21 protein-coding genes are annotated in these 21,750 nt (G+C 75.2%); 8 read left to right on the plus strand and 13 right to left on the minus strand.

From position 1 onward, the window contains the following. Positions 1–58: 58 nt before the first annotated feature. From CP968_RS28970 to CP968_RS29020, 12 genes are all read right to left on the minus strand, one after another. Positions 59–814 (minus strand): ABC transporter ATP-binding protein, encoded by a 756-nt coding sequence (locus CP968_RS28970; protein WP_150520799.1) that lies wholly within the window; start codon positions 812–814, stop codon positions 59–61. Continuing rightward, entirely contained in the window at positions 787–1,653 is an 867-nt protein-coding gene (locus CP968_RS28975) for an ABC transporter permease (protein ID WP_150520800.1), read from the minus strand. Before CP968_RS28975 ends, CP968_RS28970 begins: the two co-directional genes overlap by 28 nt. A gap of 208 nt (positions 1,654–1,861) precedes the next feature. Continuing rightward, complete coding sequence (locus CP968_RS35735; protein ID WP_351276907.1) at positions 1,862–1,945, minus strand: putative leader peptide; 84 nt, start codon at positions 1,943–1,945, stop codon at positions 1,862–1,864. Between the two features lie 320 nt (positions 1,946–2,265). Next, entirely contained in the window at positions 2,266–2,739 is a 474-nt protein-coding gene (locus tag CP968_RS28980; RefSeq protein ID WP_150520801.1) for a hypothetical protein, read from the minus strand. 16 nt (positions 2,740–2,755) lie between these two features. Next, positions 2,756–3,007, minus strand: a complete 252-nt coding sequence (locus tag CP968_RS28985; protein WP_150520802.1) for a hypothetical protein — start codon at positions 3,005–3,007, stop codon at positions 2,756–2,758. A 186-nt stretch (positions 3,008–3,193) separates the two neighbouring features. Next, positions 3,194–3,871 carry an HAD family hydrolase gene (locus tag CP968_RS28990; RefSeq protein WP_150520803.1) on the minus strand — a complete coding sequence of 226 codons (678 nt, stop codon included), beginning with the start codon at positions 3,869–3,871 and terminating at the stop codon, positions 3,194–3,196. Positions 3,872–3,926: 55 nt separating this feature from the next. Beyond that, positions 3,927–4,406: an Lrp/AsnC family transcriptional regulator gene (locus CP968_RS28995; RefSeq protein WP_150520804.1), complete on the minus strand. Its 480-nt coding sequence runs from the start codon at positions 4,404–4,406 to the stop codon at positions 3,927–3,929. Positions 4,407–4,484: 78 nt separating this feature from the next. Continuing rightward, the gene (locus CP968_RS29000) at positions 4,485–5,228 is read right to left on the minus strand and encodes a DUF1295 domain-containing protein (RefSeq protein ID WP_150522189.1); all 744 of its coding nucleotides are present in this window, start codon (positions 5,226–5,228) and stop codon (positions 4,485–4,487) included. A gap of 56 nt (positions 5,229–5,284) precedes the next feature. Beyond that, complete coding sequence (locus CP968_RS29005; RefSeq protein WP_373304123.1) at positions 5,285–6,502, minus strand: SAM-dependent methyltransferase; 1,218 nt, start codon at positions 6,500–6,502, stop codon at positions 5,285–5,287. Beyond that, entirely contained in the window at positions 6,499–7,233 is a 735-nt protein-coding gene (locus tag CP968_RS29010; protein WP_229886844.1) for a DUF1365 domain-containing protein, read from the minus strand. The genes CP968_RS29005 and CP968_RS29010 overlap by 4 nt, the downstream gene beginning before the upstream one ends. Further along, positions 7,230–8,513: an NAD(P)/FAD-dependent oxidoreductase gene (locus CP968_RS29015; RefSeq protein WP_150520806.1), complete on the minus strand. Its 1,284-nt coding sequence runs from the start codon at positions 8,511–8,513 to the stop codon at positions 7,230–7,232. The genes CP968_RS29010 and CP968_RS29015 overlap by 4 nt, the downstream gene beginning before the upstream one ends. After that, positions 8,510–10,603, minus strand: coding sequence for an MMPL family transporter (locus CP968_RS29020; protein WP_150520807.1), 2,094 nt, complete (start codon positions 10,601–10,603; stop codon positions 8,510–8,512). Before CP968_RS29020 ends, CP968_RS29015 begins: the two co-directional genes overlap by 4 nt. 310 nt (positions 10,604–10,913) lie before the next feature. Between CP968_RS29020 and CP968_RS29025 the strand changes: the two genes are divergently transcribed. From CP968_RS29025 to CP968_RS29035, 3 genes are read left to right on the plus strand one after another with little or no spacing between them, the layout of a single operon-like run. Then, positions 10,914–12,584 (plus strand): SDR family oxidoreductase, encoded by a 1,671-nt coding sequence (locus tag CP968_RS29025; RefSeq protein ID WP_150520808.1) that lies wholly within the window; start codon positions 10,914–10,916, stop codon positions 12,582–12,584. A 16-nt stretch (positions 12,585–12,600) separates the two neighbouring features. Continuing rightward, positions 12,601–13,977, plus strand: a complete 1,377-nt coding sequence (locus CP968_RS29030) for a cryptochrome/photolyase family protein (protein WP_150520809.1) — start codon at positions 12,601–12,603, stop codon at positions 13,975–13,977. 35 nt (positions 13,978–14,012) lie between these two features. Next, positions 14,013–15,044, plus strand: coding sequence for a MerR family transcriptional regulator (locus CP968_RS29035; RefSeq protein ID WP_373304124.1), 1,032 nt, complete (start codon positions 14,013–14,015; stop codon positions 15,042–15,044). Positions 15,045–15,217: 173 nt separating this feature from the next. On the opposite strand, the gene CP968_RS29040 is transcribed toward CP968_RS29035, so the two are convergent. Then, positions 15,218–15,844 (minus strand): RNA polymerase sigma factor, encoded by a 627-nt coding sequence (locus CP968_RS29040; RefSeq protein WP_150520810.1) that lies wholly within the window; start codon positions 15,842–15,844, stop codon positions 15,218–15,220. Between the two features lie 188 nt (positions 15,845–16,032). On the opposite strand from CP968_RS29040, the gene CP968_RS29045 reads away from it, so the two are divergent. The 5 genes from CP968_RS29045 to CP968_RS29065 all read left to right on the plus strand — a co-directional run bounded on the left by CP968_RS29045 (position 16,033) and on the right by CP968_RS29065 (position 21,708). Next, complete coding sequence (locus CP968_RS29045; protein WP_150520811.1) at positions 16,033–16,626, plus strand: histidine phosphatase family protein; 594 nt, start codon at positions 16,033–16,035, stop codon at positions 16,624–16,626. Between the two features lie 84 nt (positions 16,627–16,710). After that, complete coding sequence (locus tag CP968_RS29050; protein WP_150520812.1) at positions 16,711–18,246, plus strand: APC family permease; 1,536 nt, start codon at positions 16,711–16,713, stop codon at positions 18,244–18,246. Between the two features lie 36 nt (positions 18,247–18,282). Continuing rightward, entirely contained in the window at positions 18,283–18,723 is a 441-nt protein-coding gene (locus CP968_RS29055) for a universal stress protein (RefSeq protein WP_150520813.1), read from the plus strand. Between the two features lie 142 nt (positions 18,724–18,865). Continuing rightward, the gene (gene lanKC / locus CP968_RS29060; protein WP_150520814.1) at positions 18,866–21,574 is read left to right on the plus strand and encodes a class III lanthionine synthetase LanKC; all 2,709 of its coding nucleotides are present in this window, start codon (positions 18,866–18,868) and stop codon (positions 21,572–21,574) included. Beyond that, complete coding sequence (locus tag CP968_RS29065) at positions 21,571–21,708, plus strand: SapB/AmfS family lanthipeptide (RefSeq protein WP_150520815.1); 138 nt, start codon at positions 21,571–21,573, stop codon at positions 21,706–21,708. Before lanKC ends, CP968_RS29065 begins: the two co-directional genes overlap by 4 nt. Positions 21,709–21,750: the final 42 nt, after the last annotated feature.

Here is a 21,750-nt window from a genome sequence, read left to right on the forward strand (position 1 = left end):
GGGGGAAGGGGGGAAGGGGTAGCGGGGAACGGGGGAACGGACAGGGGCCGACGGGTGTTCAGAGGACGCCGAGCTCGGCGAGGAGCCGGTTGCGCAGCGCGGCGAAGCCGGGGTCGCCGACCTCGCGGGGGCGCTCCAGCGGGACCTGCGTGTCGTAGGCGATCCGCCCGCCGTCCATGACCAGGACGCGGTCGGCCAGCAGCACGGCTTCGTCCACGTCGTGCGTGACCAGCAGCACCGCGCAGCCGCGCCGCTGCCACAGCCGGGCCACCAGCTGCTGGGCCTTGATCCGCGTCAGCGCGTCCAGTGCGCCGAACGGCTCGTCGAGCAGCAGCAGGTCCGGCTCCCGCACCAGGGCGCGGGCGAGGGACGCGCGCTGGGCCTCGCCGCCGGAGAGCGTCTTGGGCCAGGCGTCCGTCCGGTGCTCCAGCCCGACCTCCGCCAGGGCCCGCTCGGCGTGTTCGCGTGCGGGGCGTCCGGGCAGGCCGAGCAGGACGTTGCGCCAGACCCGCTTCCACGGCATCAGGCGCGGCGCCTGGAAAGCGACCGCCCGCCGCTGCGGGACCAGGACCTCGCCCTCGATCTCCCGGTCCAGTCCCGCGAGGACGCGCAGCAGCGTGGACTTGCCGCAGCCACTGCGGCCCAGCAGGACGGTGAACTCGCCGGCCCGCAGCGTCAGGTCGAGCCGGTCGATGACCGCCCGGCCGTCGAAGGACCGGGTCAGCCCGGTGACCCGTACGGCGGCGGAGGCGGCGGAGGCGGGGGCGGCGGTGGCCGCCCCGGGGGCTACTGGCCCGTGAACGTCGGTCGCCATTGCAGCAGCAGCCTTTCGAGAGCGCGGACGACGAGGTCGGCGGTGAGGCCGAGGAAGGCGTAGACGACGAGGCAGACGACGATCACGTCGGTACGGAAGAACTCGCGCGCCTGGTTCATCAGGAAGCCGATACCGGCGTCGGCGTTGATGGACTCCCCGAACACCAGGGCCAGCCAGGCGGTGGCGAGCGAGTACCGCAGGCCGGTCATGAAGCCGGGCAGCGCCCCCGGCAGCACCACGTGCCGCACCAGTCCCCACCGGCCGAGCCCCAACGCCCCGCCCGCCTCGATGAGCTGCTCGTCGACCCCGCGGATCCCGGCGTACACGTTGAGGTACATGTGGAAGGCGGTGCCGAGCGCGATGAGGGCGACCTTGGGCGCCTCGCCGATGCCCATCCAGATGATGAACAGCGGAATGAGACCGACCCACGGCACCGTGCGCAGCATCTGCACGCTGGCGTCGATCAGGTCCTCGCCGAGCCGCGAGAGCCCCGACAGCAGGGCGAGGGCGGTGCCGGCGGTCCCGCCGATCAGCAGTCCGACCGCCACGCGCTGCAGGGACACCGCCATCGCCCCGGGGAGCGTGCCGTCCGCGATCAGGTCCGCTCCGGCGGCCGCGATGGTCGACGGCGGAGCCAGGGTGTCGGCGGCCAGCCAGCCCAGCGTGCTGGCCAGCTGCCACAGGCCCAGCAGCAGCAGCGGTCCGGCGGTCCGGCGGATCCACCGGGGGGCGGAGCGCCTCCGTGCCGACGTCGGCACGACGGCCACCAGGGCGGGGGAGACGGGCGGCTCCAGTCGCACTTTGGGGGATATGTCGGGCGGTGCGTGGTCGATGCTCATGGAGGCTCCACGGAGGGGTGCGGGGGGAGGTGCCGGAGACGGCAGGGAGGAGCGCGCGCCGCGGAGGAGCCCCGTACCGGTGCGGCGGAACGGGGCCCGGGCTCTCGGGACCGGTGGGTACGGGTGCCCCGGACCCGGCGGACCGGCGGATCAGGGCGCGCGGAAGCGGAGCGCGGGGCGCTCGTGGTGCGTCAGGGGGAAGAGGGCGTCAGCAGCCGCGGCGACACGCGGCGGAGGCCACCCGCAGCAGGTCGATGTGACCGCGCGTGGTGAGCATGGCTGAACGCAACATGCGGCGAAACCTAGCCACATGGTGAGGGGCGGGTCAATGGCGTCTCGCCCACTGGACCCGGCGTCTCCGATATTGGGACGCGCCGGCCCACCCCGCCCCCGTCCGGTCCGGCGCGCGGTCCGGCTCGCGGGCACGCCGGACGGCCCGGCAGCGCCCGCCCTCGTGGGGCGTGGGCTGCCGGGCCGGAATCCCGTGCACGGCCGTGTCGTACGTCCCGTGCGCGGCCGTGTCGTACGTGTCGTACGTGGCGCACCTGTCGTACGCGCCCTGCGCGCCGGGGCGCCCACGGGCCGGCGCCGGGCCGTGGTCGACGGTGCGGGTCAGCCGGACGCGCTGATCCAGGACGCGAGTTGCTCCGGGGTGGTGGAGGGGTCGGCGACGAGGGTGGCCAGCTCGTCCTCCCGGAAGGTCGCCGTGGTGACGGCGGGGCAGCGGTGGCAGGCGTCGACGCCCGTCTGCTGCCACCACTGGCACCGGGAGCGGAGGTGGCACCGTGGGACCGCCCGGGCGTCGAGCACCGGCGGCAGGGCCACCACCCGTTCCACCAGGGTGCAGTCGTTGCCCCGCCGATTGGCGCAACCGGTGACGCAGTGCGAGGCGAAGCGCAGGACGCGGGTCGGCTCGATCCCCTCGGGGACGGCGCCCAGCACCTCGGACGCCGGGACCGGGTCGGCCAGGTAGGCCACCCGGCCGTCGGCGCCCGAGCGGACGCCCAGGACGACGGACTCGGGGGCCCTGGCCTCGCCGCTCGGGCACCAGGTCGCCGGGGCGGCTGCTGACGGGTCGGTTCCCACGGTGCTCACCCTCCCGTCAGCCGTCGATCGCGTCGTGCGAGGCGTCCACCGCGCGCCCGACGGGCCCGCCGAGGGTGCCCTGGAGGCCGAGTGCCTGTTCCTGCTCCACGGCCTGCGCGAGGTTCGCGTGCAGTTGCTGCACCGAGGTGATGCGGGCGGCGGAGTCCGGCGCGGCCTCGGCGGCGTTGGCCGCACCCACCGCCGTGATGGCGATGCCGGCGGCGATCACGGCCGCGGCGCCGCCGGCGACCAGCTTGTTCTTCTTCATGGGGCCTCTTCCGATGCGGGCGGCGGAGGCTCCGCCGCTGTCCTGTACCGGGACGACCGTAGGGGTGGAAAGCGGCTCGGAGCGGCAGTGCCGGGGGCAGTTGGGCTCCCCGGTACCGGGCGGTTGGGCCGCCCGGTACCGCGCGGTGGGCTCCGGCCTGGCGGCCTGCCCGGCCCGCGGGCCGGGTCAGCCGGTGCGGCGGTCCGTCAGCCAGCCGTGGGCCGCGGCCGCGCTGAACTCCCGCTGTCCGCCCGCGAAGAGCAGCCCGGCACCGGCGAACGCCGCGTCGTCCGCCGTCGTCGCCACGTAGGGGATCGCCACGCAGTCCATGCCCGCCGCCCGGGCGGCCAGCGCGCCCGGCGCCGCGTCCTCGAAGACCACGCAGGCGGCGGGCTCGGCGCCGAGGCGGCGCGCGGCCTCCAGGAAGACGTCCGGGGCCGGCTTGCCGCGCGGGACCTCCTCGGCGGAGACCACGGTGGACAGGCGGGCGTCCAGGCCGGTGCCGGCCAGGACCGCGTCGATGGCCTCCCGGGACGAGCCCGAGGCCACGGCCATCGGCACGCCCCCGGCGTGCAGCCGCTCCACCAGCGCCCGCATCTCGGGGAAGACCTCGGTCCCGGCCCGGGCCAGCTCCAGGTAGGCGGCGTTCTGCTCGGCCAGCAGCTGTTCCACCGGGGCCGCGATCCCGTGGCGGTCCCTGAGGACCTCCAGCGTCTCCAGGGTGCCGATCCCGATGAAGCGGGCGTGCTGCTCCCAGGTGAATCCGGGAACCCCGTGCCGCTCCAGGGTGCGCCGCCCCGACTCGTAGTAGTTCGGCTCGCTGTCCACGAGGGTGCCGTCGAGATCGAATATGACGGAAATCATCCGCTGTACCCGCCTTGCCCGTCCTGTCCGTGCATGTCCTGTCCACACCATCGTGTCAGCTTGTGCGGACGGACCGTCCCACGGACTCGACCAGCGGCAGCAGCCGGTGCGCCACCCGCTCGCGCAGGGCCACCTCCGTGCGGGTGCGGACCACGCCCGGGAGCCGGATGAGCCGCTGGATCACGTCCTCCAGATGGGCGTTGTCCCGGGCCGCCACACGTGTCAGCAGGTCGCCGGCCCCGGTGATCGAGAACGCCTCGATGATCTCGGGCACCGCCGCCAGCGCGTCCCCCACGTCGTCCAGGTGCCCCTGGGTCACCTCGATGTGCACGAAGGCCAGCACCGGGTGACCGAGCGCCGCGGGGGACAGCACCGGGCCCGTCCCGGTGATGACCCCGGTCCGCTCCAGCCGGTCCAGCCGGGCCTGGAGGGTGCCCCGCGCCACGCCGAGGAGTCGGGCGTGCTCGCGCACACTGGTGCGCGGCTGCTCGATCAGCAGGCGCAGGATTCGGGTGTCGAGCTCGTCCACGGCCACGGCGCGACTGTACCAATGGCACACCGGCCCGGGGCGGGAGCGGGCCCGTGGCCGGCCGCGCGGCCCGGGCCCGCCCCGTCAGTCCGACGCTCCCGCGCCGCGCCGGGGCGGCCGGGGGAAGAAGCCGCTCGTGCGCGCCCGGTACTCCGCGTACCCCGGGCGGCCCTCCATGTGCCGCTCCAGCAGCCGCTTCCCGCTTCCCGCCGTCAGCAGGTACGACATGAACAGCGGCGAGACGACCGAGACCGCGGCCGCCTCCCACGAACCGGCGGCGACCAGGAAGATCCCCCACCAGACGCAGAAGTCCCCGAAGTAGTTCGGGTGCCGGGTCCAGGACCACAGGCCGCGGTCCATGATCCGGCCGCGCCGGGAGGGATCGGCCTTGAACCGGGCGAGCTGGTGGTCGCCCACCGCCTCGAAGGTGAGACCCGTCAGCCACAGCACCGTGCCCGCCACCGCGAGCGGGCCCAGCCCGTCCGGCGCGTACGCCCCCGCCTGCACGGGCAGCGACACCAGCCACACCAGCGCCCCCTGCAACAGGTACACCTTGCGCAGCGCGTACGCATTCCGGTTGCCGGGCGCCCGGTTCAGCATCCGGTCGTAGCGGGGGTCCTCGCCGTGGCCCCGGCCGCGCCACGCGATGTGCCCGCCCAGCCGCACCCCCCACACCACCGTGAGCACCGTGAGCAGCAGGGCGCGCCCACCGCCCGCACCCGACATCCCGTACGTGGCCAGTGCGACCGCGGCGAAGGCCAGGCCCCAGGCGACGTCGACCCCCCGGTGCCTGCCCGTACGCACCCCGACCGCGAAGGCCGCGAGCATGACGCCGAGGGCGGCCGCCGCCGCGACCGCCAGATTGAGCCCGAAGCCGTCCCAGTTCACGGGCGGCCACCCCCGTCGGCCGTCAGCAGTATCTGGTGGACGTCCAGGTAGCCCGAGGCGAACCCGGCCTCGCAGTACGCCAGGTAGAAGGTCCACATCCGCCGGAAGGTCTCGTCGAAGCCGAGCTCCGCGATCCGGTCGGCCCGCTCGGAGAAGCGTTCCCGCCACAGCCGCAGCGTCTGCGCGTAGTGCGCCCCGTACCCCTCGCAGCGGGCCACCCGCAGCCCGGTGTGGCGGCGGGCCATGTCCTCGACCACCTGGACCGACGGCAGCATCCCGCCCGGGAAGATGTACTTCTGGATCCAGGTGTACGTGTCCTTGGTGGCCAGCATCCGCTCGTGCGGCATGGTGATCGCCTGCAGCGCCACCCGCCCGCCCGGGGCGACCAGCCGGTCCAGCGCGGCGAAATACACCGGCCAGTACTCGGCGCCCACCGCCTCGATCATCTCCACGCTGACCACCGCGTCGTACCGGCCCCGCGCCTCGCGGTAGTCGCAGAGCCGGACCTCCACGCGGTCCTCCAGACCGGCCGACTTGATCCGGCGCTCCGCCAGGTCCTGCTGCTCCCGCGAGAGGGTCAGCGTCACCACCCGCGCCCCGCGCCGCGCGGCCCGGACGGCGAGCTCGCCCCACCCGGTGCCGATCTCCAGCAGCCGGGTGTCCGGGCCCACGGCGGCCAGGTCCAGCAGCATGTCGATCTTGCGGTGCTGCGCCTGCGGCAGCTCCGCCCAGCTCGCGGGCAGGGAACGGAACACCGCCGAGGAGTAGGTCATCGTCGGGTCGAGGAACTCGCCGAACAGCTCGTTCGACAGGTCGTAGTGCCGCTCGATGTTGGTCCGCGAGCCGTCCGGGGTGTTGCGGTCGGTCGCCGGGTGCCGGGCGGCCCACAGCCCGCGCAGCTTCTGCAGCGGCGCCGGCACCAGGGCCGCGACGTGGCCGGCCAGCACCGTCAGCACCGCCACCGGGTCGCGGGCGTCCCACTCGCCGGCCACGTAGGACTCGCCGAAGCCGATCAGGCCCTCCGCCGTGATCCGCCGCTCGAAGGCGGCCGGATCGTGCACCGCCATGGCCGGGCCGCCCCGGCCGAGCGTGCCGTCCGGCCCCATCCGGACCTGCAGCGGCAGCCGGTCCAGGGCCCGGCGGATGATCAGCCGGCCCACCGCCGCACGGGTGCGGGAGCAGGGCGGCACCGAAGGAAGAGTCGTCGCGGTCACTTCACACCCTCCTGGGGTACGTGTCGGGGGCGCGGGCGCACCGGGACGCCGCGCAGCCACAGCCGGATGCCGTGGAAGCGGATGCCCACCGCCACGGCGGCGGTGGACCAGGGGTGCCGGACGGCGGCGCGCAGCACGCCGCGCACGCCGGCGGGCCGGCGCACGCCGCGCACGGTCGCGGTCAGCCGCGCGCCGTCCGCCCCGCCGGCCAACTGCACCATCAGCGAGAGCCGGCCGTCGGGTGCGGGCAGCCGCATCCGGTAGGCGCCGTCCACGTCCAGGAACGGGGAGACGTAGAACTCCTTGGGCACGCCGCCCGTGCCCTCGACGGCCTCCGGGCCGAGCAGGTAGCAGTGCCGCTCGCCGTACGTGTTGTGCACCTCGGCCACCACCTGGTGCAGGGCGCCGTCCGGGCCGTGGCACCAGTACACGCTGAGCGGGTTGAAGACGTACCCGAAGACCCGGGCGTGGGCCAGCATCCGCACCGTGGAGCCGGGCGGCAGCGAGACGCCCCGGGCGGCCAGGAAGGAGTCCAGGCCGGCCCGGATCGAGTCCCGGCCGCCGCCGAAGTGGTCCCGCGCGTCGAACCGGGCCAGGACCCGCAGCGGCCGCGGCAGCACCGGCAGTTCGTCGAGGTCCACGAGCCACAGGTAGGTGCGGTGCCGCAGCCCGTACGACGGACCGCCGGAGCGGACGTGGCGGATGTCGGCCTCGTACAGGGACGGCGTCACCACACCACCCCCAGCGCCGCGGCCGCCTCCACTCCCGAACGGCAGCCGTCCTCGTGGAAGCCCCAGCCGTGATAGGCCCCGGCGAAGGCGGTGACCGGGCCCGACAGAGCCGGCAGCAGCCGCTGGGCGGCCACCGACTCCGGTGTGTAGACGGGGTGTTCGTAGTCCATCTCGGCCACCACCCGGTCCGGGCGCACCCCGGCGTCGCCGGCGTTCAGCGTGACCACGTACGGCTCGGGCGAGTCCAGCCCCTGGAGCCGGTTCATGTCGTAGCTGACGCGGACCCGCGCGCCGTCCGGACGGCAGTCCGACAAGCGGTAGTTCCAGCAGGCGCGGGCCCCCGACGCCCGGGGCAGCACCGAGTCGTCGGTGTGCAGCAGCGTCCGGTTGCGGGAGTAGCGGAACGCGCCGAGCGCCGTGCGCTCGGCCTCCGTCGGGTCGGCCAGCAGCCGCAGCGCCTGGTCGGCGTGGACCGCGACGACCACCGAGTCGTACGAGGCCTCCGCCCCGCCGGCGGTGGTGACCCGCACGCCGTCGGGGGTACGGGCCACGGCCCGGACCGGGGTCGCCGCGTACACGGTGTCCAGCCGCTCCCGCAGCAGCTCCACGTAGCGCCGCGAACCGCCCGTCACGGTGCGCCAGCTGGGCGAGCCGCCCACCGTCAGCATCCCGTGGTGGTCGAGGAAGCGGAACAGGTACCGGGCCGGGTAGCGCAGCGCGGTGTCCGCCGGGCAGGACCACACCGAGGCCACCAGCGGCACCGCGAAGTGCGCGGTGAAGTACGGGCCGAAGCCGCAGCGGTCCAGGAACTCGCCGAGGGTGATCTCGCGGAGGGTCGCCGGCGCCGCCAGCAGCCGCCGGGCCTGCCGGTGGAAGACCGGGATCTGCCCCAGCATCCGCAGGTAGGCCGGGCGCAGGGCGCAGCGCGGGCTGGCGAACAGACCGCGCGGTCCGCGCGCCCCCGCGTACTCCAGCCCGCACCCCTCGCACCGCACCGACAGGCTCATCGTGGTCGGCCGGGTGGCGACGCCCAGTTCGCCGAAGAGCCGCAGCAACCGCGGGTAGGTGCGGTCGTTGTGGACGATGAACCCGGAGTCCACCGCCCGTATCCTGCCGTCCGGGCCCTTCACGTCGTGCGTGTGCGCGTGCCCCCCCAGCCGGTCCTCGGCCTCGTACAGGGTCACCTCGTGGCTCCCGGACAGCACGTACGCCGCCGTCAGCCCCGAAACACCCCCGCCGATCACGGCCGTACGCGGTCGGGATCGTCCTCGCTCGGTCATCGTGCTCCCTCCTTCACGGGTACTTCGGAGCCGGAGGGTGCTTCGGATGTGTCCCGGGGCGAACCGGGCCACCAGGATTTCGGGCCGAGGTCCCGCACCAGCGCCGGGACCAGCAGGGAGCGCACCACCAGGGTGTCCAGCAGCACGCCGAAGGCCACGATGAAGGCGATCTGCACGAGGAAGGCCAGCGGGATCACGCCGAGCGCGGCGAACGTCGCGGCCAGCACCACCCCGGCCGAGGTGATCACCCCGCCGGTGGACGTCAGCCCGCGCCGGATGCCCTCGCGGTGGCCGTGGGCCGCGGTCTCCTCCCGGACCCGGGACATGAGGAAGATGTTGTAGTCCACGCCGAGGGCCACCAGGAACACGAAGCCGTACAGCGGCACGGAGGCGTCCGTGCCCGTGAAGCCGAACACCCCGCGGAAGACGAGGGCGGAAACGCCCAGCGTGGCCAGGAAGTTCAGCGCCACCGTCGCCACCAGCAGCAGCGGCATCACCAGCGAGCGCAGCAGGCCCGCCAGGATCACCAGGATGATGGCGAGCACCACCGGCACGATCAGCGTGCGGTCGCGGGCGGCGGTCCGCTGGGTGTCGTACTGCTGGGCCGTGTAGCCGCCCACCAGCGCGTCGGCCCCGGGCACCGCGTGCACGGCGGTCCGCAGGCGCACCACCGTCTCCTTCGCCGCGTCGCTGTCGGCGGCCGCGGCCAGGGTGGCGTCGATCCGCACCCGGCCGCCCGCACCCGGGCCGCCCACGGGAGCCGCGCCCGCCACGCCCTCGGTGGCCCGCGCCGCGGCCAGCACCTCGGCGGAGCGGTCCGCGTCGGCGATCACCACGGCCGGGTTTCCGGAGCCGCCCGGGAAGTGGGCGCCGAGCGCGGCCTGGGCGGAGACGGAGGGGGCGTCGTTCACGAAGATCTCGTCGAGCGGCACGCCCCGGGAGTGCAGGGCCGGGGCGAACGCGGCGCAGGCCAGCAGCCCGGCCAGGGTCAGCGCCCAGACCCGGCGCGGAGCCCGGTCCACCAGCGCCGCCACCCGCGCCCACACCCGGTGGCCGCCGTCGGCCGAGGACTTGGGCCGGGCCGGCCAGTACGCGGCGCGGCCCAGCAGGACCAGGGCGGCGGGCAGGAAGGTCAGGGCGGCGAGCACCGCGCAGCCGATCCCGATCGCCCCGACCGGCCCGAGGGCGCGGTTGTTGGTCAGGTCGCTCAGCAGCAGGGCCAGCAGCCCCAGGGCCACGGTGGCGGCGCTGGCGACGACCGGGCCGAGGGTGCGGCGCCAGGCGGCCCGCATCGCCTCGAACCGGTCGGTCCGCTCGGCGAGTTCCTCGCGGAACCTGGCCGTCAGCAGCAGGGCGTAGTCCGTCGCGGCGCCGATCACCAGGATCGACAGGATGCCCTGCACCTGCCCGTCGACGCGCACCAGTCCGCGGTCGGCCAGGGCGTAGACGATCGCGCAGGCCAGCCCGAGCGCGAGGACCGCCCCGAAGACGACCACCAGGGGCAGCAGCACGCTGCGGTACACCCCGAGCAGGATCACCAGGACGGTGGCCAGCGCCACCCCCAGCAGCAGCCCGTCGATCCCGGCGAAGGCGTCGCCCAGGTCGGCCTGGGTGGCTGCGGGACCCGCCACCCGCACGGTGGTCCCTGGCACGGCGCCGGCGGCCTCCCGCACCCGGTCCAGCACGTCGGGCAGCGCGTCCCCCAGGTCGGGCCGCAGCGGCACCACCCCCTGGAGGGCCCGGCCGTCGCCCGAGGCCAGGGCCGGGGACGCCGGCCCCGCGGCGCCCTCCCCGCCGCCCAGCGAGGCCAGGGCCGCGGTCGCCGCCCGCTCCTGGGCGGGGGTCACCCGCTGCCCCTGCGGCACGGTCCACACGACGACGGCCGGCAGGGCCTCGGCCTGCCGCAGGGCCCGCTGGGCGTCCACCACCCGGGTGGATTCGGCGCTGCGCGGCAGGAAGGCCGCCTGGTCGTTGGTGGCGACCTCGCCGAGCTTGCCGGCGTACGGGCCGAGCAGCCCGCCGACGGCCAGCCAGCCGAGCAGGAGGACGAACGGAATCACCAGGCGGGTGATCCGCGGGGACGGGTGCATGGCACTCCCGGGTGCGAGGGGTGTCGGTGGCGTCGGTGGTGTCTGTGGTGTCTGTGGAGTCGAAGGGCGTTCGCGTGCTGCGGTGCGGTGCGGTGGTTCTCGTGGTGCTGTTGTCCTGGTGGTGCCGTGGTGCCGAGCGCGGGTTCCCGTGGTGCCGTGGTGTGCGCGCGGCGGCGGGCGTGCCGGGCACCTGCCCCGGCTTTCGGCCGGGACACGTCATTCGGATGCGCCGAACGGGCGACGGGCGCCGCATCCGTTCGCCGCACCCCGACGGAATGCCGTACGGGACCACAACCGAGCGGAGACAACCATGACGGGCCTGAACTGCCTGGTCACCGGGGCCACCGGCTACATCGGCGGCCGGCTGGTGCCCGAACTCCTCGACGCCGGACACCGGGTGCGCTGCATGGCCCGCACCCCGGGCAAGCTGCGCGACCACCCGTGGGCCGGGCGGGCCGAGGTGGTGGCGGGCGACGTGAGCGACCGGGGGTCGGTCGCCGAGGCCCTGCGCGGCATCGACGTCGCCTACTACCTCGTGCACGCCCTCGGCGGCGGCTCCGGGTTCGAGGACCGCGACCGCACCGCCGCCCGGACCTTCGCCGAAGAGGCCCGGATCGCCGGCGTCCGGCGCATCGTCTACCTCGGCGGCCTCACCCCCACCGGCATCCCGGTCGAGGAGCTCTCCCCGCACCTGCGCTCCCGCGCCGAGGTGGGCGACATCCTGCTCGCCGGGGCCGTCCCGGCCACCGTCCTGCGGGCCGCCGTCATCATCGGCTCCGGGTCGGCCTCCTTCGAGATGCTGCGCTACCTCACCGAGCGGCTGCCCGTCATGGTCACCCCCAGTTGGGTCAACACCCGCTGCCAGCCCATCGGCGTCCGCGACGTCCTGCGCTACCTGGTGGCCGGTGCGACCATGCCGCCCGAGGTCGACCGGACCTTCGACATCGGCGGCCCGGACGTCCTCACCTACGAGGAGATGATGCGCCGCTACGCCGAGGTGGCTCAGCTGCCCCGGCGGCTCATCCTGCGCGTGCCGATGCTGACGCCCCGGCTGTCCAGCCACTGGATCGGCCTGGTCACCCCGGTCCCGCGGGCCCTCGCCAGGCCCCTCGCCGAATCCCTGCGCCACGAGGTGGTCTGCTCGGAGCACGACATCGCGCGGTACGCGCCCGACCCGCCCGGCTCGCCCATCGGCTTCGACCAGGCCCTCGAACTGGCCCTGCGCAAGGTGCGCGAGGCCGAGGTGGACACCCGGTGGTCCTCCGCCTCGCTGCCCGGCGCCCCGAGCGACCCGCTGCCCACCGACCCCGACTGGGCGGGCGGCAGCCTCTACACCGACCTGCGGGGCCGGGACGTGGGCGCCTCGCCCGAGGCGCTGTGGCGGGTGGTGGAGGGCATCGGCGGCGAGAACGGCTGGTACTCCTTCCCCCTGGCCTGGTCGGTGCGCGGCTGGCTCGACCGGCTCGCCGGCGGGGTCGGCATCCGGCGCGGCCGGCGCGACGCGGCCCGGCTGCGGGTGGGCGACTCCCTCGACTTCTGGCGGGTGGAGGAGATCGAACCGGGCCGGCTGCTGCGGCTGCGCGCGGAGATGCGGCTGCCGGGCCTGGCCTGGCTGGAGATGTACGCGGAACCGTCCCCGGACGACACCGGCGACGCGCGGGCGGCCCGGTACCGGCAGCGGGCGCTGTTCCACCCGCACGGGCTGCTCGGCCACCTGTACTGGTGGAGCGTGTCCCCGTTCCACGCCGTGGTCTTCGGGGGCATGGCCCGCAACATCGCCCGCGCCGCCGAACGGCTCGACGCGGAGACCGGATCCGCGCCCGGCGCCGCTCCCGCGCCCGCCGCCACCGCACCGGCGGGCAGCGCCCCACCGGCGGGCAGCGCCGCAGCCGCCCGCGGGCCCGCATCCGGTGGCGGCGCTGCATCCGGTCGGGCGCCCGCCGCCGAAGCATCCGACGACAGCCGTCCCCCACAGACTTGACGCGGAGCGAGTGCCCATGAACGTCGCGGTGGTCCTGTACACCTCCGACCTGCGCCTGCACGACCACCCGCCGCTGCGCGCGGCCCTCTCCTCCTGCGACCGGGTGGTACCGCTCTTCGTCCGCGACCGGGCCGTCGAGGCCGCCCCCGGTTTCGACGCCCCCAACCGGCGCGCCTTCCTCGCCGACTGCCTCGCCGACCTCGACTCCGGCCTGCGCGAGCGCGGCGGCCGGCTCGTCGTGCGCTCCGGCGACGCCGTCGCCGAGGTCGCCGCCCTCGTCCGGGAGACCGACGCCGACGAGGTCCACATGTCCGCCGGCGTCAGCGCCTACGCGCACGCCCGCGAGGAGCGGCTGCGCCGGGCCCTGGAGGCGGAGGGGCGACGGCTGTACGTGCACGACGCGGTGATCACCGCCGTCGCCCCCGGAGCCGTGCGCCCCGCCGGCTCCGACCACTTCTCCGTCTTCACCCCCTACTTCCGCCGGTGGACCGACCTGCCCCTGCGCCCCGTCACCGCCGCCCCCCGCGCGCTGCACGTGCCCGATGCCATCGGCTCCGAGCCGCTGCCCGCGCGCACCGCCGTCAGCGGCGTCTCCCCGGGCCTGGCCGCCGGCGGCGAGGTCGAGGCCCGCCGCCTCCTGGCGAACTGGCTGCGCTCCGGCATCACCCGCTACGAGGACGTCCACGACGACCTGGCCGGCGACGCCACCTCCCGTCTCTCCCCGCACCTCCACTTCGGCACCCTCTCGCCCACCGAGGCCGTCCACCGCGCCCGCGCCGCCGGCGGCCCCGGCGCCGAGGCGTTCGTCCGGCAACTGTGCTGGCGCGACTTCCACCACCAGGTGCTCGCCGCCCGTCCCGGAGCCGCCGCCGAGGACTACCGGACCCGGCAGGACCACTGGCGCACCGGGCCCGCCGCCGAGGAGGAGACCGCGGCCTGGAAGGAGGGGCGCACCGGCTATCCGGTGGTCGACGCGGCCATGCGCCAGCTGCGCCACGAGGGCTGGATGCACAACCGCGGCCGCCTGATCGCGGCCAGCTTCCTCGCCAAGACCCTGTACGTCGACTGGCGCACCGGCGCCCGCCACTTCCTCGACCTGCTCGTGGACGGCGACCTCGCCAACAACCAGCTCAACTGGCAGTGGGTCGCCGGCACCGGCACCGACACCCGGCCGAACCGCGTCCTGAACCCCGTCCGCCAGGCCTTGCGCTACGACCCCGAGGGCCGGTACGTCCACCGGTGGGTGCCGGAACTCGCCGGGCTCGCCGCACCGCGCGTCCACGAGCCGTGGCGGCTGGAGGGAGCCGAACGCGCGCGGTACGACTACCCCGGCCCCGTGGTGGAGCTCGCCGACGGCCGCGACCGCTTCCGGCAGGGCCGGGAGGGTTCCTGAACGCCCCCGTTTCGCCCCCGGCGTATCGTGGCCGGGTGCAGCCCGTACCGCCGCCCGTGACCCCCGCGCCGCCGCCCCCGCCCCCGCCCGCGGCGCCCGCCGGACCGCCGCCGGACCTGCCCGCCGCCGCGCTGAGCACCGGCGCCGTCGCCCGGCGGCTGGGGGTCTCGCCCACCACGCTGCGTTCCTGGGAGCGCCGGTACGCCATCGGGCCGGCCCGCCGCGAGGACGGCCGCCACCGCCGCTGGACCCCCCAGGACATCGCCCGGCTGGAGCTGATGTGCCGGCTGACGGCGCAGGGCGTGCCCCCGGCCGAGGCCGCCCGGGCCGCACGCGACGACGTGCCCGCCGCCGCCGCCGGGCCGGCCGCCGAGGGACGCTCCCCGGGCGGGCCCAACGCGCTGCCGCTCGGAGAGGTGCGCCCCGAGTGCCGCGGGCTGGCCCGGGCCGCCGTACGGCTGGACGCGCCGGCCGTCGAGGAACTGCTCGACGCCGCCCTCGCCGAGCACGGCCTCGTCACCGCCTGGGAAGAGGTCATCGCACCGACCCTGCACGCGGTGGGGCGCAAATGGGCTTCGGCGGGCGAGCGCTACGTGGAGGTGGAACACCTGCTGTCCTGGTACGTCTCCTCCGCGTTGCGCCGGATCAGGCCCGCCCCCGCGTCCGGGCAGCCGCGCACCCCGCCCGTGCTCCTCGCCTGCGTCCCCGGCGAACAGCACAGCCTGCCGATGGAGGCACTGGCCGCGGCGCTCGGCGAACGCGGCCTGGCGGTGCGGATGTTCGGGCCCGCGCTGCCGGCCGACGCGCTGCACGAGGCCGTGCGGCGCACGGGCCCGCGCGCCGTGGTGCTGTGGGCGCAGTCCCGTACGACCGCCGACCGGACCCTGGTCCGGTCCGTCGCCGGCATCGAATGGGGACTGCGCGGCGCCCGCGGGCACTCGGCCCTGTTCCTCGCCGGCCCCGGCTGGGCCGGGGCCGCCCCGGACGCGCGCGCCGGACGGCTCTTCGGCCTCCGCTCGGCCGTGGACACCCTCGACGCCCTCCCCCCGGGCGGGTCCGCGCCCTAGGCCGTCTCTTTCGGATCTTGCCGGGCCCGCGACGCCTGGCACCGTGCCTGGGCGTGCTGCCGAGGCGACCACGTACGTCCCGTACGCGAGCGCCCCGGCAGCACGCCCAGGCACGGCACCAGACGCCGCGGGCTCGGCCGACAAGATCCGAAAGAGACGACCTAGGCCGCCGCTCAGCCGACGGGGGCGCCCAGGCTCCGCGCACGGGCCGGTCCCGGCGCCACCCGGACGGCTCCGGGCCCGTTCAGGGACTGGCGCAGGCAGTGCAGTGCCCGCCGCATGTGGCTCTTGACGGTGCCCAGCGGCAGCCCGGTGCGGGCCGCGATCTGGGACTGGGTGAGGTCCCCGTAGAAGGCCAGCCGCACCACCCGCTGCTGCGCCGAGGGCAGCCGGGCCAGTTCGCCCAGCACGAGCACCCGGTCCACCACGCGCTCCGGTTCGGGCTCCGGCCACGCGGGGGTGCCGGGGTGCGGAACGAGCCCGGGGAAGGCGCGCGCCGCCGCGGCGGCCGCCCTGGCCCGCCGGGTCCGCGCCTCCAGGGCGTCGGCCACCTTGTGGCGGGTGATGCCGGTGAGCCAGGCCCCGAGGCCGCCGGGGCCGGGCCGGTAGCCGCCCCGGCCGCGCCAGGCGGCGAGGAACACCTGCTGGGTCACGTCCTCGGCCTCCCGCTCGTCCCCGAGGGAACGCCGCGCCATGGAGTGCACCAGCGGCCGCCAGCGACGGTAGACCGCCTCGGTGCACCCCTCGTCGCCCGCCGCGAAACCGGCCGCGATCCGTTCCTCACGCTCCTCGTCGTTCATGCCCCGAGCCTCGCCAGCACGGACCCGGCGTCAAAGTCGCAGCGTTTGCGCATCGAATTCCACCCCTGTGCGCGCGATCCGCCGCAGCCCTCCCGCGGCGCCCCCCGGCCCTCGCCGCTCCGCGCCCGACATGCCGCCGCCGCCCCCGGGACGCGGCCGGGTCGAACCCAGGGCGTAGGGTCCGGAGGATGAGCGACCTGCTGCTGGTGAGGCACGGTGAGACGGCGTGGAGCGCCGACGGGCGGCACACGGGGCGCACCGACGTCCCGTTGACCGCGCGCGGCGTCGAGGAGGCCATCTCCCTGGCCCCGTTCTTCCGCGACCGCCATCCGGCGCTGGTGCTGACGAGCCCGCTGCGCCGGGCCGTCGCCACCGCCGAGCTCGCCGGACTCACCGGGGGAGTGCCCGACCCCGACCTGTACGAGTGGGACTACGGCGGCTACGAGGGGATCACCACCGCGGAGATCCGGCGGACCGCCCCCGACTGGTCCCTGTGGACGGACGGGGTCCCGCCCGGCGACGCCGACCACCCGGGAGAGAGCGCGGCCGAGGTGGGCGCCCGCGCGGACCGGGTGCTGGCCCGCGTGGCCCCCGTGCTCGCCGCGGACAAGGGGAACGCCGTCCTCGTCGCCCACGGCCACTTCCTGCGCGTCCTCACCGCCCGCTACCTGGAACTGGCCCCGGCGGAGGGCCGGCTGTTCCTGCTCCGGACCGGGACGGTCAGCGTGCTCTCGACGGAACACGGCCTGCCGGTGATCGCGGGCTGGAACACGCGCCCCTGACCGCCGTACCCCGGACGCGCCACCGCCCGCCCCCCGTGCCGCTCCCGCCTCGCGCGGACGCGGGAGCCGGGCGACGATGCGTACATGGCCCACGACGACGGTGCGGGCGCCGGCGGCGCCGGCCCGGAGAGCGCACCTCCCGAAGCGGGGCTGAAGGCCAACGCGATCGGCTTCCTCGACGCGCTCGTCATCGGCCTGAACTCCACGTCGCCCGCGTACTCCCTGGCGGCCGTCATCGGCCCGATCGTGGCCCTGGCCGGTATCTACGCACCGGGCGTCATGCTGGCCTCCTTCGTGCCGATGCTGCTGATCGCCGCGGCCTTCTACTACCTCAACAAGGTGGACCAGGACTGCGGCACCACCTTCTCCTGGGTCACCCGCGCCATGGGCCCCTGGGCGGGCTGGCTCGGCGGCTGGGCCATCGCGATGACCGGCGTCCTCGTCATCGGCTCCCTCGCCGACGTCGCCGTCCACTTCGGGCTGCTGGCCGCGGGGCTCGACGGCTGGGCCACCGACGACGTGATCCGGCAGGGCCTCACCGTGCTGGTCATCCTGGCCATGACCGCCGTCTGCGTCATCGGCACCGAGATGTCCGCCCGGCTGCAGGACGTCCTCATCCTCGCCCAGGTCTTCTTCCTCCTCGTCTTCGCCGTGGTGGCCCTCTACCGCGTCTACGCGGGCACCAGCTCCCTCGACGCGATCGAGCCCTCCCCGACCTGGCTCAACCCCTTCGGCGCCGGCGGCTCCGCCCTCACCGGCGGACTGCTGCTCGGCGTGTTCATCTACTGGGGCTGGGAATCGGCGGTCAACCTCACCGAAGAGGTCGAGAACTCCGCCACCGCCCCCGGCAAGGCGGGCATCTGGTCGACGGTGGTGCTGCTCGTGACCTACCTTTCCGTGGGCTTCGCCGTCGTCGCCTACGCCGGCACCGCGTTCCTCGCCGACAACGCGACCGAGGAGGAGGCGGTCTTCGCCGTCCTCGCCCACGAGGTCATGGGCGGCTGGGACTGGATGGTGCTCCTCGCGGTGTGCACCTCCGCGCTCGCCTCCACCCAGACCACGATCATCCCGGCCTCCCGCACGGCCCTGTCCATGGCCCGCCGCCACGCGCTCCCGCCGCCGCTCGCCCACATCCACCCGCGGTTCCGGACCCCCGACGTGAGCACCTGGTGGGTGGCCGGCATCGCGATCGGCTGGTACCTCGTCGTCAACCAGATCAGCGAGAACGCCCTGCTGGACTCGCTGACCGCGCTGTCCCTGCTGATCGCCTTCTACTACGCGCTCACCGGCCTGGCCTGCGCGGTCTACTACCGGCGCCACCTCTTCGAGAACCTCCACAACCTCCTGCTCATCGGCCTCGGCCCGCTGGTCGGCGCCGGGCTGCTGACCTGGCTCCTGGTGAAGTCCGTCCAGGACATGTCCGACCCGGCGAACTCGGCCGACGGCGCCGCCTGGTTCGGACTCGGGCCCCCGCTGGTCATCGGCATCGCGATCGCCGTCGCCGGCGTGCTCGTCATGTGCTTCTGGCGGCTGCGCGACGGCCGGTTCTGGCAGGAGCGGCGCAGCGTGGCCGACCCGGACCTCGTCCACGGCAGGACGCCCGCCCCACCCGGGCCCTGACCGCACCCCCGACCACCCGAGTCCCGAGGAGGCCCGATGTCCGTCGTCCTGGGATACGACGAATCGCCCGGCGCGGAACGGGCGCTGCACGTGGCGCTGGAGGTGGCCGCCGCCTTCGGCGAACCGCTCGTCCTCGTCTACGGAGCGGCCGCCCCCGGCCCCACCGGCGAGGAGTACCGCGCGCACCGCGAGGCCGTCCGGCAGGCCGGCCGCAGCGCCCTCGCGCAGGCCGTCCGGGCCGCCGACGGGGCCGGCGTGCCGTCGACGGTGGAGGTGGCCGACGAGAAGCCCGCCCAGGCCCTCCTCGACGCCGCCGCCCGCCACCACGCCCGCGTCATCATCGTCGGCAGCTGGGGGGACAGCCCGATCCGAGGCGCCCTGCTCGGATCCACCCCGCACAAGCTCCTGCACCTCTCGCCCGTGCCCGTGCTGTGCGTGCCCACCGAGCCCGCCCCGGCGGACCGGCACCCGTCCTGAGCCGGCCTGCCCGGCCTCCGCCTGCCCCGAGCCGGCCCAAGTGACTCGTGCGTACTGCACACCCCGTCGGTGACAGCGGTGACTGTCGCGGTGCTCGCCGCCCGTGACAACGTCGTTCACGTCACCGACCGAGGGAGCAGGTGTGAACAAGGGCTACGCCGCCTTCTGCGACGCAGACCGCTGGTTCTACGACGCGCCGTACCGGCGGACCGAGGAGAGCTACCCGGCTGCCCTCGCCCCCGTACCGGAGGGCTGGCAGACGCACCGCAGCGGCGACTGGCTCGCCCTGCGCCCCCTCGACACCGAACTGCCCTCCCAGGGGTGGAAGATCCACGTCTCGGCCTGTCTCGACAACGCCGAGTCGGTCCTCGACCGGGTGCACGCCTACTGCGTGGAACGCCGGATCGCCTTCAAGTTCGTCCCCAGCCGCTACCTGCTGCACATCCGCAACGCCAAGTACGCGGACCGCGCGGCGAGCGGCAAGTTCCTCACCGTCTACCCGGCGGACGAGGAGCAGTGCCGCCGCATCGCCGAGGACCTGGACAGCCTGCTGGCCGGCGAGCCCGGCCCGTACATCCTCAGCGACCTCCGCTGGAACGACGGCCCCGTCCACCTGCGCTACGGCAGCTTCACCCTGCGGCACTGCTACGACGAGCACGGCGACCTGGTCCCGGCGGTCGAGACACCGGACGGCGAGCTCGTACCGGACGTGCGCGGGCCGGTGTTCCAGCCGCCCGCCTGGCTCGAACTCCCCGCGTTCCTGCGCCCGCACCTGGACCGGCGCTCGGCCGTCACCCTCCAGGACATCCCCTACACGGTCGAGAAGGCGCTGCACTTCTCCAACGGCGGCGGCGTCTACGCCGGCCGCGACACCCGCACCGGCGAGGCCGTGGTGCTCAAGGAGGCCCGCCCGTTCGCCGGGCTCGCCGCCGACGGCGCCGACGCGGTGACCCGCCTGCACCGGGAGCGGCGCGCCCTCGAAGCGCTGGCCGGACTCGACTGCGTCCCCTCCGTGCACGGCACGTTCACGGTCGGGGACCACCACTTCCTGGTCCTGCAGTACCTGGAGGGCCACCCCCTCAACACCTACTTCGCCCGCCGGCACCCGCTCATCGAGGCCGACCCCGACCCGGCGGAACTCGCCGCCTACACCGAGTGGGCGCTGACGATCCACCAACGGGTGACGGAAGCCGTGGACGCCGTGCACGCCCGCGGCATCGTCTTCAACGACCTGCACCTCTTCAACATCATGGTCGCGGAGGACGAGGAGAGCGGCGAGCCCCGGGTGGCGCTGCTCGACTTCGAGGCCGCCGCACACGTCGACGAGGGACTGCGCCAGACCGTCGCCAACCCGGCCTTCGTCGCCCCGGCCGACCGGCGCGGGCCCTCCGTCGACCGGTACGCCCTGGCCTGCCTGCGCCTCGCCCTGTTCCTGCCGCTGACCAGCCTGCTGGTCATGGACCGGGCCAAGGCGGCGCACCTGGCCGACATCGCAGCCGCCCAGTTCCCCGTACCGCGCGCGTTCCTCGACGAAGCCGTCGCGGAGATCATGGCCGCACCCGAACCCGAACCCGAATCCGGGCCTGAATCCGGGCCCGCGTACGAGGCCGGGACCGGGCCCCGTGCGGTCCGCTCCGGCGGCGCCCGGCGGCCCGCCCGGTCCACCGCTCCCTACCTCCCGGTCGAACCGGGCGACTGGGAGGCGGCCCGCGCCTCCATGACCGCCGCCCTGCACGCCTCCGCGACACCCGACCGCGAGGACCGGCTCTTCCCCGGCGACATCGCCCAGTTCACCTCCGCGGGCGGCGGGACCGCCTTCGGGTACGGAGCCGCCGGCGTCCTGTACGCCCTCGCCGAGACCGGCGCCGCACCCTGGCCCGAAGCCGAGGAATGGCTGCTCGCCCGGACCAAGCAACCGGACTCCGGCACCCCGCTCGGTTTCTACGACGGCCTCGCCGGGCTCGCCTGGACCCTCGACCGGCTCGGCCACCGCGACCGCGCCCTCGCCCTCGCCGAACAACTCCTGCGCCAGCCCTGGCAGTCCGTCGGCACCGACCTGCACGGCGGCCTCGCCGGCATCGGCCTCGCCCTGGACTCCCTCGGCTCGGCCACCGGCGAGAGCGCGCTGCACACCGCGGCCCTGCGCTGCGCCGAACTGGTCGCCCGGCGGCCCCCCGAACCGAAACGGGCCGGACTGCTCCACGGCCAGAGCGGCCCCGCGCTGCTCTTCCTGCGACTGTACGAGCGCACCGGCGACCCGGAGCTGCTGAGCCGGGCCGCCCGCGCCCTGCACCGCGACCTCGACCACTGCGTGACCAGCGCCTTCGGCACCCTCCAGGTCGACGAGGGCTGGCGCACCATGCCCTACCTCGGCGCCGGCAGCGTCGGCATCGGGATGGTCCTCGACGACTGGCTGGAGCACGCCGCCGACGACCGCTTCGAACAGGCCCGCACCGAGATCGTCCGAGCGGCCCAGGCGACCTTCTACGCGCAGCCCGGCCTGTTCCGGGGCGCCGCCGGAATGGTCCTGCACCTGGCCCGCACCACGACGCCCGGCCCCGGCACCCGGGCCGAGGACGTCGCGCGGCAGATCGAGGCGCTGGCCCGCCACGCCGTCCCCTACCAAGGCCACCTGGCCTTCCCCGGCGAGCAGTTGATGCGCCTGTCCATGGACCTGTCCACGGGCACGGCCGGCGCACTCCTCGCCCTCGGCAGCGCCGCGCCCGGCGGGCGCGCCCAGCTGCCGTTCCTCCCGCCGCCGCGGTCCACCGCGCCGGCCCCAGAGCCGGCTCCCCACCCGGGAGCCGTGTCCCATCGGAACACACCAGTGAAGAAGAGGAATCAGACATGACGCTTCTCGACCTGCAGTCGATGGAAACCCCCAAGGCCGAGATCACCGAGGCCGGGCAGCTCACCGGCGGCGGCAGCCGCGCCAGCCTGCTCCTCTGCGGAGACAGCAGCCTGAGCATCACGACCTGTAACTGATCAGGTCCCAGCCGGGCCCGGGCGGTTCGCCGCCCGGGCCCG

Origin of the sequence: Streptomyces subrutilus, from assembly GCF_008704535.1 — a bacterium.
In the GTDB taxonomy this organism is placed as follows: domain Bacteria; phylum Actinomycetota; class Actinomycetes; order Streptomycetales; family Streptomycetaceae; genus Streptomyces; species Streptomyces subrutilus.

Excerpts from the sequence above, each read along its gene's own strand:
- CP968_RS28970 (WP_150520799.1), bottom strand. The coding sequence starts at position 814 with ATGGCGACCGACGTTCACGGGCCAGTAGCCCCCGGGGCGGCCACCGCC.
- CP968_RS28975 (WP_150520800.1), bottom strand. The coding sequence starts at position 1,653 with ATGAGCATCGACCACGCACCGCCCGACATATCCCCCAAAGTGCGACTG.
- CP968_RS35735 (WP_351276907.1), bottom strand. The coding sequence starts at position 1,945 with ATGTTGCGTTCAGCCATGCTCACCACGCGCGGTCACATCGACCTGCTG.
- CP968_RS28985 (WP_150520802.1), bottom strand. The coding sequence starts at position 3,007 with ATGAAGAAGAACAAGCTGGTCGCCGGCGGCGCCGCGGCCGTGATCGCC.
- CP968_RS28990 (WP_150520803.1), bottom strand. The coding sequence starts at position 3,871 with ATGATTTCCGTCATATTCGATCTCGACGGCACCCTCGTGGACAGCGAG.
- CP968_RS29000 (WP_150522189.1), bottom strand. The coding sequence starts at position 5,228 with ATGCTCGCGGCCTTCGCGGTCGGGGTGCGTACGGGCAGGCACCGGGGG.
- CP968_RS29015 (WP_150520806.1), bottom strand. The coding sequence starts at position 8,513 with ATGACCGAGCGAGGACGATCCCGACCGCGTACGGCCGTGATCGGCGGG.
- CP968_RS29020 (WP_150520807.1), bottom strand. The coding sequence starts at position 10,603 with ATGCACCCGTCCCCGCGGATCACCCGCCTGGTGATTCCGTTCGTCCTC.
- CP968_RS29025 (WP_150520808.1), top strand. The coding sequence starts at position 10,914 with ATGACGGGCCTGAACTGCCTGGTCACCGGGGCCACCGGCTACATCGGC.
- CP968_RS29030 (WP_150520809.1), top strand. The coding sequence starts at position 12,601 with ATGAACGTCGCGGTGGTCCTGTACACCTCCGACCTGCGCCTGCACGAC.
- CP968_RS29040 (WP_150520810.1), bottom strand. The coding sequence starts at position 15,844 with ATGAACGACGAGGAGCGTGAGGAACGGATCGCGGCCGGTTTCGCGGCG.
- CP968_RS29045 (WP_150520811.1), top strand. The coding sequence starts at position 16,033 with ATGAGCGACCTGCTGCTGGTGAGGCACGGTGAGACGGCGTGGAGCGCC.
- CP968_RS29050 (WP_150520812.1), top strand. The coding sequence starts at position 16,711 with ATGGCCCACGACGACGGTGCGGGCGCCGGCGGCGCCGGCCCGGAGAGC.
- CP968_RS29055 (WP_150520813.1), top strand. The coding sequence starts at position 18,283 with ATGTCCGTCGTCCTGGGATACGACGAATCGCCCGGCGCGGAACGGGCG.
- CP968_RS29065 (WP_150520815.1), top strand. The coding sequence starts at position 21,571 with ATGACGCTTCTCGACCTGCAGTCGATGGAAACCCCCAAGGCCGAGATC.